Source organism: Flavobacterium sp. DG1-102-2 (assembly GCF_033042555.1).
In the GTDB taxonomy this organism is placed as follows: domain Bacteria; phylum Bacteroidota; class Bacteroidia; order Flavobacteriales; family Flavobacteriaceae; genus Flavobacterium.
In genome coordinates, this window is sequence record NZ_JAWLIK010000019.1 from 1 (window position 1) to 11,145 (window position 11,145).

At 40.4% G+C, this 11,145-nt stretch carries 10 protein-coding genes; 3 read left to right on the forward strand and 7 right to left on the reverse strand.

Features of this window, described 5'->3' with window-relative positions; translation table 11 throughout:
* Positions 1–119: 119 nt before the first annotated feature.
* The gene (cphA, locus tag R1T16_RS18320; protein WP_317502590.1) at positions 120–2,747 is read right to left on the reverse strand and encodes a cyanophycin synthetase; all 2,628 of its coding nucleotides are present in this window, start codon (positions 2,745–2,747) and stop codon (positions 120–122) included.
* Between the two features lie 212 nt (positions 2,748–2,959).
* On the opposite strand from cphA, the gene R1T16_RS18325 reads away from it, so the two are divergent.
* Positions 2,960–3,898: a cyanophycinase gene (locus tag R1T16_RS18325; protein WP_317502591.1), complete on the forward strand. Its 939-nt coding sequence runs from the start codon at positions 2,960–2,962 to the stop codon at positions 3,896–3,898.
* Between the two features lie 67 nt (positions 3,899–3,965).
* Positions 3,966–4,808, forward strand: a complete 843-nt coding sequence (locus tag R1T16_RS18330; protein WP_317502592.1) for an isoaspartyl peptidase/L-asparaginase — start codon at positions 3,966–3,968, stop codon at positions 4,806–4,808.
* A gap of 551 nt (positions 4,809–5,359) precedes the next feature.
* Here the strand turns inward: R1T16_RS18330 and R1T16_RS18335 are convergent.
* The 6 genes from R1T16_RS18335 to thrS form a co-directional block, all read right to left on the reverse strand.
* Entirely contained in the window at positions 5,360–5,728 is a 369-nt protein-coding gene (locus R1T16_RS18335) for a hypothetical protein (protein ID WP_317502593.1), read from the reverse strand.
* 56 nt (positions 5,729–5,784) lie between these two features.
* Positions 5,785–6,324 (reverse strand): hypothetical protein, encoded by a 540-nt coding sequence (locus tag R1T16_RS18340; protein WP_317502594.1) that lies wholly within the window; start codon positions 6,322–6,324, stop codon positions 5,785–5,787.
* A 99-nt stretch (positions 6,325–6,423) separates the two neighbouring features.
* The gene (rplT, locus tag R1T16_RS18345; RefSeq protein WP_057672355.1) at positions 6,424–6,768 is read right to left on the reverse strand and encodes a 50S ribosomal protein L20; all 345 of its coding nucleotides are present in this window, start codon (positions 6,766–6,768) and stop codon (positions 6,424–6,426) included.
* A 99-nt stretch (positions 6,769–6,867) separates the two neighbouring features.
* Positions 6,868–7,065: a 50S ribosomal protein L35 gene (rpmI, locus tag R1T16_RS18350; protein WP_057672358.1), complete on the reverse strand. Its 198-nt coding sequence runs from the start codon at positions 7,063–7,065 to the stop codon at positions 6,868–6,870.
* A gap of 127 nt (positions 7,066–7,192) precedes the next feature.
* Complete coding sequence (infC, locus tag R1T16_RS18355; protein WP_317502597.1) at positions 7,193–7,741, reverse strand: translation initiation factor IF-3; 549 nt, start codon at positions 7,739–7,741, stop codon at positions 7,193–7,195.
* Positions 7,742–7,764: 23 nt separating this feature from the next.
* Complete coding sequence (gene thrS, locus R1T16_RS18360) at positions 7,765–9,717, reverse strand: threonine--tRNA ligase (RefSeq protein WP_317502595.1); 1,953 nt, start codon at positions 9,715–9,717, stop codon at positions 7,765–7,767.
* A gap of 253 nt (positions 9,718–9,970) precedes the next feature.
* Here thrS and R1T16_RS18365 point away from each other — a divergent pair, with 253 nt between their 5' ends.
* Entirely contained in the window at positions 9,971–10,756 is a 786-nt protein-coding gene (locus tag R1T16_RS18365; RefSeq protein ID WP_317502596.1) for an SDR family oxidoreductase, read from the forward strand.
* Positions 10,757–11,145 lie beyond the last annotated feature (389 nt).

Sequence of the window (11,145 nt, forward strand, 5' to 3'; positions counted from 1 at the left end):
GGTAATTACTTTTACCCTAACATCATGTTTTTCCATATCGTTGACATTTATTAGTCAACTTTTTTCAGGACGAGACATATAAAACAAAAATCCCACGCTTTGCGTGGGATTTTTATATACTAGTCACCTATAATGTCTTCATTCTCCTTATCGAGATATTGCTGAACCACATCTATGGCATTTGCAACAACATCGCTTAAAGCAGTAATGTAACCGCCTTCCTGCACGCTGTTCATGGCGTGTTTCAGGGCATCGGTTTCTTTAGGTATCATTTCGTAGGTTACTTCCCTGCCTGAGTTTTTGATACCTTCGGTTATAAGTCCGTTTATGTTTTCATCGGTACGTCCCCGAAGGTGCTTTTCCTGTCTTATTATGATATGGTTAAACATTCGGGCAGCAATTTCGGCACATTCCCTAATGTCTTCGTCACGTCTGTCGCCCACACCGGCAATAATTCCTATTTTTTGTGTGGCCTCTATATTATTTAGGAACTCTTCAACCGCACGATAGCCCGCCGGATTATGTGCAAAATCGATTAATACCTTAAATTTTGAGAATTCAAAAATGTTCATTCGTCCCGGTGTTTGTGCCGCACCAGGTATAAATGTCTGTAGCGAAAGGCTGATGTCTTCGGTTTTAAAGCCCCAAAGGTAAGAAGCAAGGGTAGCTGCAAGCACATTGGCAATCATGAATTTTGCCCTTCCGCCCATAGTAAGCGGCACGTGCGATGCCTTTTCTATCCTTATTTTCCACTCGCCTTTTTTGATGGTAATAAAACCATTTTCATATACTGCGGTCACTTTGCCTTCTTTTGCCAGCTGTTTTACAAACGGGCTGTCTTCTTCCATACTGAAGTAAGCCACATTGCATTCCAGTTCTTTAGCAATTTTTATACACTCAGGATCATCGGCATTTAATACTGCCCATCCGTCTTTTTTAACGCTCTTTACTATAACACGTTTTACCTTCGACAGGTCATCCAGTGTATGGATATCATTCAGGCCAAGGTGGTCCTCCTGGATATTGGTAATAATTCCTATATCACATCGGCTAAAGCCTAAGCCTGATCGTAGTATTCCACCACGTGCAGTTTCCAGTACAGCAAACTCCACAGTAGGATCTTTAAGGATATATTCGGCACTTACAGGTCCGGTAGTATCCCCTTTTTCCAGCATATGGTTTTGTACATAGATACCGTCAGAAGTTGTAAAGCCAACTTTAAAGCCATTGTTTTTAACGATATGGGCTAAAAGTCGGGTAGTTGTTGTTTTTCCGTTTGTTCCTGTTACGGCAAAAATCGGGATACGGCTTGGTTTTCCCGGAGGATAAAGCATGTCTAAAACCGGCGAAGCCACATTTCTCGGCAGTCCTTCCGATGGTGCAAGGTGCATCCTGAATCCCGGCGCAGCATTTACTTCTAATATAACACCCCCATTTTCTTTTAATGGCTGCGTAAGATTTTCGGCCATGATATCAATTCCGCAAACATCAAGCCCAATAACGCGGGCTATCCTTTCTGAAAGGAAAATGTTTTCAGGGTGCATCATATCGGTTACATCGACTGATGTACCACCTGTACTGAGGTTGGCGGTAGATTTAAGGTAAACGATCTCGTCCTGCTGAGGAACAGTTTCCAGTGAGTAATTCATTTTAGCCAAAAGATCGGTAGTGTCGCGGTCAACAGTAATTTCCGTAAGTACGTTTTCGTGTCCGTAGCCCCTTTTTGGGTCAAGGTTTTCGGTATCTATAAGTTCCTGAATAGTGTTTTTTCCATTGCCTTTAACGTGTGCAGGTACCCTTTGAGCAGCGGCAACAACTTTATTATCAATGACAAGTACGCGGAAATCAAATCCGGTAATAAATTTCTCTACGATAACCCTGCGGCCATATTCCTGAGCAAATACAAGTCCGGCTTTTGCATCTTTAAGGTTGGTTACGTTGATAGATGCTCCCTTGCCATGATTACCATCAAGCGGCTTAAGTACTATAGGGTAGCCAATTTTTGCAATTATTTCTTCCAGTGTTTCGTCGTCGGTACAAATACCGCCACCTGCAACGGGAACAGATGCAGCGTCGAGCATACGTTTAGTAGCCTCTTTGTTGCAGGCAATATCAACTGCTATATGGCTTGTTTTATTTGTAATTGTTGCCTGAAAACGCATTTGGTTAACGCCGTAACCCAATTGTACCAGTGAATTACTTCCCAATCGTATCCACGGGATATCGCGTGCAACAGCTTCTTCAACAATGCTGCCGGTACTTGGTCCCAGCCTGTCGCGTTCCCTGATTTTACGCATTGATTGCAAATCGTTATCAAGATCATATTCGGCGCCGCTTATAAGCGCTTCGGCAATACGTACTGAGGCTTCGGCTGCATAAAGGCCTACATTTTCCTCAAGGTAACTGAATACTACATTGTAAGTCCCGGGCGTTTTCGTTTCACGAGTACGGCCAAAACCGGTATCCATACCAGCGAGGGTTTGTATCTCTAAAGCGATATGTTCTATGACATGGCCCATCCAGGTGCCCCTTTCTATACGCTCAAAAAAACCTCCGCGATGGCCTTCAGAACAACGGTGTTCTATAAGTGATGGCAGGAGTGCTTCAATGCGCTCGCGGAAACCGTCAATTTTATTGGTAGGAAACTGTTCTGTTTCTTCCAGGTCAAGGCGCATTTGAATAAGCTTTTTTCGGCGGACGCTCCAGATGTTTGGTCCGCGAAGGGCCTGAATTTTAAGTATCTTCATAAAGTGGGCAGAGAGTGTAGGTTATAATGTATCTTTAGAATTTGGTGTTTTTAACGAATAACTACTATAAAAGAATAAGCGTTTATTCATCGATAGTAATTTACTTAAAAAAAATAATTAAAATTGGTGTTTGCGCGTTTTTTTAAGTAAATCTTTTGGCTTACTATTTGTAATGTAAATAAGAGTTTTATTTTTTTAACTATTTTTGCACAATGGAAAATGTACAGGGAAAATTAATAATCATAGGAGGGGCCGTAGATAAAGGCAGCTTTACAGAAGTTTCTTATGATGAGAACGTGGCCAATAACCTTAACTTTTTTGAAAGTGGTATTTTAAGGCGCGTTATTAAAGAATCCAAACACGGAGAAGAGTCAAGGATTGAAGTTATAACTACAGCATCGGTAATACCGCGTGAGGTAGGGCCGCAATATGTAAAAGCATTTGAATACCTGAGCGCTAAAAATGTTGGTATTCTTCATATAGAAAGACGTGAGCAGACAAATGACCCTGAAGTCCTTAGAAGAATACAGGAGGCAGATGTCGTAATGTTTACCGGTGGCGATCAGCTGCGTTTGACTTCAATATTGGGAGGAACCAAATTCCACGATATCATACTTGATAAATATAAAAACGAAGAGTTTATATATGCGGGTACATCTGCGGGAGCAGCAGCTGCTTCCAATAATATGATCTACCAGGGCAGCAGCCAGGAGGCATTGCTTAAAGGAGAGGTTAAGATTACCAGCGGGCTAAGCCTTATACAAAACGTAATTATAGATACGCACTTTGTACAGCGTGGCCGTATCGGCAGATTGTTTCAGGCGGTAGTTGGCAATCCGCGTGTTATGGGTATTGGTCTTGGAGAAGATACCGGATTGCTGATAACAAACAATACTAAGATGGAAGCCATAGGTTCCGGACTTGTAATTTTAGTTGACGGTCGACAGATTATGGATACTAACTTAACACAAGTAGAACTTGGAAGGCCTATTTCTATAAATAATCTTATTGTACACGTGATGAGTATGTATGATACTTATGACTTACAGACACATAGTCTTGAAATTCACAATTCGCAATATTCTTCGGCGCTTGTTGTTCCTGCAGAAGCAGATGGTGAAGGACAGCCTGACAGTGTAGATGCAGAATAACAATATATATAATGGCGGGCAGCGAAAGCTGTCCGCTATTTTTTTATCCCAAAACTTACAACAACTTATGAGACTTATTATCCACGGTGGTTTCTTTAGCGAATCTACAACTGATGCCCAAACTAAAGCCGACAAACAAAATGCGCTGAAAACAATTGTTACCAAAGCGTATGCGTATCTTGAAAACCATTCGGCATTAGAAACTGCTGTTTATGCGGTTTCACTGTTAGAAGATGATGTGCTTTTTAATGCAGGAACCGGTTCGCAGATACAAAGCGATGGTAAAATAAGAATGAGTGCTGCGTTGATGGACGGTGTTTCCCATAAGATGAGCGGCGTTATCAATATAGAGGAAGTAAAAAATCCGATAGAAGTTGCGGTGCAGCTTATGAAATATGACGATAGAATATTAGGTGGAGAGGGAGCAACCCAATTTGCACGCCAACAGGGATTTGACGTTTTCTCTACAGAGGTTCCGCAAAGGCGAAAAGAATATGAAGCTAAACTGGGTACTAAAGGCCTGGGTACAGTTGGCTGCGTAGCTTTAGATGCACAAGGCCGACTTGCAGTAGCGACATCAACCGGTGGTAAAGGGTTTGAAATGGTTGGCAGGATATCCGATTCAGCTACCGTTGCCGGAAATTATACCAATGAATTTTGCGGTGTAAGCTGTACGGGAGTGGGAGAGGACATTGTAAGTAATGCTACTGCTACAAAAATCGTAACCCGTGTTACAGATGGTATGCCTATAAAAGAAGCCTTTGCCAAAACATTTGCCGAATTAAAACCTTACGATGGTTTTGCAGGTGCAATCGGAATAGATAAAGATGGAAATATGTTTCATAAGGATTCACATCCATCAATGGTTTTTGCGAGTTATGATGGGGAGACCATTGAGGTTTTTAATTAGTCGGAAGTCTGATGTTCGATGCTGGAAGATGAAACAATATCGTAATTGCACATTGTCATTCTGAACGTCGCGAAGAAGAGTGAAGAATCTTTAGGATTTTTAATATAAATGTTTCGTCGGTTGTAACCCGGATAAATTTACGTGTATGCAACAGGTCGTTAAGCTGCTTTTCAATTTTAGTCTGGATTCATAATAATTATTTGTTCCTCCGATAATTCATAACAATAATATTTTTCCTGCCATGTTTTTCCATCAAAAGTTGCCTTTATCATTATAGCATCTTCTCTATTCAATAATACGTTAGTTCCTATTGCTCCTGTCAGTACTTCACCTGAAAGAATTTTTTGATGATGCTATCTTCAATAATTTCCATCGCTCTCTGAGGATTAAAATTAGAGTCATCATCATTTTAAACACCAATTGTTTTTAATTGACTGTTTACCATTCGTACCGATCCATATGGGTAAAATTCTCCAATTTCTTGCAAGAAAGCCTTTGCATGTACCAACATAAATTCTATTAAATAATCAAATTGATTGTTGTTCATGAATTTATTTTATAACCTTAATAGGTAACCCTCCATACACTGAAGAGCCTGAAATCTTGTCCAGATTTACATTTACATTGAGGCTGCTGCTTGTGTTTATGCCGGAAACATTTACTTTCAGGTCATCGCTGGTACGTATTCCTGTAATATTTACATCCATTGGCGAAACGGTTTTCATGGTAACATTTATGCTGCCGTCTTTGTTAACTGGAATTAAACCATATCTGGCGAGCTCCAGTGAGGGTCTATTCGCCGTTGCAGATGCTTCGCCGGCATAAGCTTTAGGAAAAATGTCGAGTTTCTCAATTGTGTTTTCTAAAAGGCAAACAGCAATAATGGTAAGGACGATTTTTGTGTAGCGGTCGATTTTCATGGTGTAATGATTTAAGGTTGCTACATTAAAAGTAAATAAATATATAATTTATAGGGTTAAATTTTGTCGATATTTAAATCGTATTCTGTAGATTGTCGCGTATTTGTTGTAAGCCTAACTCCTTTTTTTGCCTTTTCAAAAGCGCTTGAACTAATATAAAAACCGCTGATATTTTTATATTGTTTCATGTAAACTGATATGTATAGCATAAACTCTTTTGCAAATTTCGTGTTAGAAATGGTGCCAATTTTAGAAGCTACAATAGCATTATCATATTCTCCTCCAAGAGAAAAAACAGTACTGTTTTCGTTTTTCATTTGATCGATGGCATACTTAATGTCTCCTTTTCTTTGAGCGACTTCTCTAATTTGTAGCTCGCAGCTGTAAGGTATCAACAGATAGCTATTGTTGAAATTCCAATCTCCAAATTTGACTTGATGATGTTTTAGTACGTCTTGTAACGATAAAATGCAATCTATCTTTTCATCCAATAATCCGGTATGCGCATATTTGATGTTAAAATTGGATTCAATAGATTTTACCAGTTCTATCAGATCTTCTTTTAGAGCGAAGAAAAATATTTGGTTAGATTTCATTGTTAGGAATAATACTTATCCAAAGTAAATAAAAAACCCGCACATTGCTGTGCGGGTCTTTATTAAGTAAGTAAGATAAATATATTGTTTATAAACGTTTTATTTAACTTGGTTTACGATAGCCGTAAATGCTTCAGGGTGGTTAGCAGCTAGGTCTGCAAGAACTTTACGGTTCAATTCGATGCCTGCACCTTTAACTTTACCCATGAATTGAGAATAGCTCATTCCGTGAAGACGTGCACCAGCGTTGATACGCATGATCCATAAAGCACGGAAGTTTCTTTTCTTTTGTTTTCTGTCACGGTAAGCATAAACCATTGCTTTTTCTACCGCGTTTTTCGCTACTGTCCAAACGTTTTTACGTCTTCCAAAGAAACCTTTGGCTTGCTTCAATACTCTTTTTCTACGAGCTCTTGACGCTACTGAATTTACTGATCTTGGCATAATTTTACTTTTTTTTTGTAGCAGGCGTTCCGTAATATTATCGGACTCTTAATGAGCCATGCTCCAGGGTTATTTAATTTGTTTTAACCGAAACAGCTATTAGATAATTCTTAATTGCTGTTTAACGCTTCTCTCATCTGTCTTGTGAACAAGTGCAGAGTGAGTTAACGCCAGCTTACGCTTTTTAGATTTTTTAGTCAGGATGTGACTCTTAAAAGCGTGCTTTCTTTTGATCTTTCCTGAGCCTGTAACTTTGAAGCGTTTTTTGGCTGAGGATTTGGTTTTCATTTTAGGCATTTTCTTCCTGTATTTGAATTTATCTTACTTACTTATTTTTTATAGTCCAAAGTCTAAAGTCGAAGGTCATAAAGCTATATCCTGAACGGACTTTCAGACTTTACGGCTTTCGACTTTATACTGAGTATTATTTTTTCTTTTTCGGAGCGATGAACATAATCATCCTCTTACCTTCAAGTACCGGCATAGCTTCAACTTTTCCCCACTCTTCAAGATCAGTGGCAAGCTTCAGTAGAAGTATCTGCCCCTGTTCTTTATAAATGATAGAACGTCCTTTAAAGAATACGAATGCTTTTAGTTTAGAACCTTCTTTAAGGAACTTCTCTGCATTCTTTCTTTTGAACTCATAATCGTGCTCATCGGTTTGAGGTCCGAAACGTATTTCTTTAACAACAATTTGCGTAGACTTTGCCTTAAGCATTTTGTCACGTTTCTTTTGCTCGTAAAGAAACTTTTTATAGTCCATGATCTTGCATACGGGCGGTTCTGCATTTGGCGATATTTCAACCAAATCCACTTCCTGCTCTTCTGCCATTTGTAGCGCTACCGATGTCTTGTATAGACCCGGCTCTACATTGTCCCCAACAAGCCTTACTTCAGGGACACGGATTGCAGCATTTGTTCTATGTGCATCTTTTTTTTCTACTCGAGGCTGGTAGCCTCTGTTGTTTCTTATTGCTATGGCTTTAAAAATTTAAGTTAAACTTGAAATGTTTTTAGTGTTTTATCAACTTCTGTCTGTATTAAGACAGCAAATTCATCAATTGTCATGCTTTGGTTAGACTTCCCTGCATCACCGTGGCGACGTACAGAAATCGTTCCGTTTTTCTCTTCTTCCTCACCAACGATAAGCATAAACGGCAGTTTTTGAACTTCTGCTTCGCGTATTTTTTTGCCTATTGTCTCGTTTCGGTTATCTATGAGGGCGCGAATTTCGTGATTTTCCAGCAATTCTAAAACTTTTTTAGCATAATTTTCATATTTCTCACTAAGAGACAGTATGATAGCCTGCTCTGGCATTAGCCAAAGCGGGAAGTTTCCTGCTGTATTTTCAAGCAATATCGCTATGAATCGCTCCATAGAACCAAACGGCGCGCGGTGAATCATAACCGGACGGTGAAGTTCATTATCAGAACCCTTGTAAGTCAGGTCAAAACGCTCAGGAAGGTTATAGTCAACCTGGATTGTACCTAACTGCCACTGACGGCCAAGAGCATCCTTAACCATAAAGTCAAGCTTAGGGCCATAAAAAGCCGCTTCACCATATTCTACAACAGTGTTAAGTCCCTTATCTTTTGCAGCGTTGATGATCGCATTTTCAGCCTTCTCCCAATTTTCGTCGCTGCCTATATATTTCTCCCTGTTCTCCTGGTCACGTAATGATATCTGCGCGCTGAAGTTTTCAAAACCAAGAGAGCTGAATACATAAAGTACCAGGTCAATTACTTTTTTGAACTCTTCGTCAAGCTGATCAGGCGTACAGAAAATGTGCGCGTCATCCTGAGTAAATCCACGAACGCGTGTCAAACCGTGAAGCTCACCACTCTGCTCATAACGGTATACAGTACCAAATTCAGCATAACGCTTCGGCAGGTCTTTGTATGACCACGGTTTGGTATTATAAATCTCGCAGTGGTGTGGGCAGTTCATTGGCTTCAGCAAAAACTCCTCACCTTCGTTAGGTGTGTGTATTGGCTGGAAGCTGTCTGCACCATACTTTGCATAGTGGCCCGATGTAACATATAATTCTTTTTGCCCAATGTGCGGTGTAACCACCTGCTCATATCCGGCTTTCTTTTGTGCCTTTTTAAGGAACTGCTCTAAACGGTCACGAAGTGCAGCACCTTTAGGTAACCATAATGGTAATCCCTGACCCACTTTGCTTGAAAAAGCAAATAGCTCAAGTTCTTTACCAAGCTTACGGTGGTCACGTCTTTTAGCTTCTTCAAGAAGTTCAAGGTATTCGGTAAGGTCCTTCTGTTTAGGAAAAGAGATACCGTATACACGTGTAAGCTGTTTGTTTTTCTCATCACCGCGCCAGTAAGCACCGGCAACGCTCATTATTTTGAATGCCTTGATGATACCTGTGTTCGGAATGTGTCCGCCACGGCAAAGGTCGGTAAACGTTGCGTGGTCGCAAAACGTGATCGTACCGTCTTCAAGGTTTTCTATAAGTTCTGTTTTATAGGGGTTGTTCTCGTTTTTATAGAATGCTAATGCTTCAGCTTTAGTGGCACTGCGCATTGTAAATTCGTGTTTCTCCCTTGCAATGGCAAGCACTTTATCTTCGATAGCTTTAAAATCCTTATCGGTAACTGTGTTATCACCAAAGTCTACATCATAGTAAAAACCATTGTCGATAGCAGGGCCAATAGTGAGCTTAATGCCCGGGTACATCTCCTGAAGCGCCTGCGCCATAACGTGAGACGTTGAGTGCCAGAAAGCTTTTTTGCCTTCTTTGTCATTCCAGGTGTATAATATTAACGCGCCGTCCGTCGTCAGTGGGGTTTTGGTTTCAACAGTTGTACCATTAAAGGATGCAGAAATCACGTTTCTCGCTAAACCTTCACTAATGCTCATGGCAACGTCCAGAGGGCTTACCCCTGCGTCAAACTTTTTAACCGAACCGTCCGGCAGTGTAATATTTATCATTGTTAAAAATTTATAAAGCGCAAATATAAACTAATAGCGCTTCACTTACAATATATATGTAAATCATTTAATGGGGATAATCGCTTCTTTTTTAATGCGGTTAGGGCAGGTGGCAGCATAATGTGCACAATCAGGTCAATTTTATATTGCTGTTAAATGAAGCATAAAAGATGTCCAGTGTTTAAAAGGGATGCGTACATTTATATAAATGCTTGTATATACAAGTTTAAAGCTTTGAATACAAAAACTATACATGATGAAAAATCGATTTGAAGGCAAAGTTGCCATTGTAACCGGAGGCGCTTCCGGAATAGGAAAAGCCACAGTAAAAATTTTAGTAGAAGAAGGTGCAAAAGTTACTGTAGCAGATATGGATGATAAAGGGCTTGCGGCTATTAAGAGTGAATACGGTGATGCTGTACACGCGATTAAGGTGGATGTGAGTAAAGAGGAAGATGTGAAAAACATGGTTATCGAAACCGTAGAGGTATTCGGGAAACTGGATATACTGCACAACAATGCCGGGATAGGAGGGTTCAATCTCATTCCTGATACTACGCTGGAAGACTGGCGCAAAGTATTTGCGATAGATGTGGACGGTGTGTTTCTGGGATGTAAGTATGCAATACCAGAGTTTATAAAAGGTGGCGGAGGTGTGATTGTAAATACGGCATCCATCAGTGGTTTGGGGGCAGACTATGCGATGGCGTCCTATAATGCAGCCAAAGCCGCCGTTATAAACCTTACCCGCATTGTGGCTAACGATCATGGAGGTGATAATATCCGTTGTAATGCAGTTTGCCCGGGGCCTATAGAAACGCCGCTGCTTAAAGGTGCTCTTACAGATGATGTACTGCAGCAGTATAATGATGTGATCCCGTCCGGGCGCATAGGTCAGCCCGAAGAAATTGCAACGGTTGTTGCATTCCTGGCATCCGACGATGCGTCGTTCGTAAACGGAACCACAATCGTTGCCGATGGAGGGTTGATGGCGAAAACAGGACAGCCGCCTATTGCAAAGGCATTTTTAAAGAAATAATTTAGGTTTGATTGGTTGATTGGTAAAGTGCATAGTTTCGAAAGGGGCTATGCACTTTTTTTACAGTTTTTTCCTGCTTTCGCCTATATCTCTCCGCTTCGCTTCGAGGATACCGGCTCAATCGGGCTGGATAGAGGGTGTATTATATAAGAGCGGTTGTGTCAAAAGCAAATCCTATTTGCTATACCTATATATAAGAGTAAAGGATTTTTTTTTGTTTCTTCCCTTTAGCGGGCAGCATTGTCGCAAAACACCATTATGCTTAAAAAAACTTTCCTACTCAAAAACGGTTATATCAGCAAGTTAGGATTGAAGGTTAAAAAAACATTAAAAAAAGGTTGCTTAAAGTTTGGAAAAGGGGAAAGAAGTGCTACTTTTGCACCCGCATT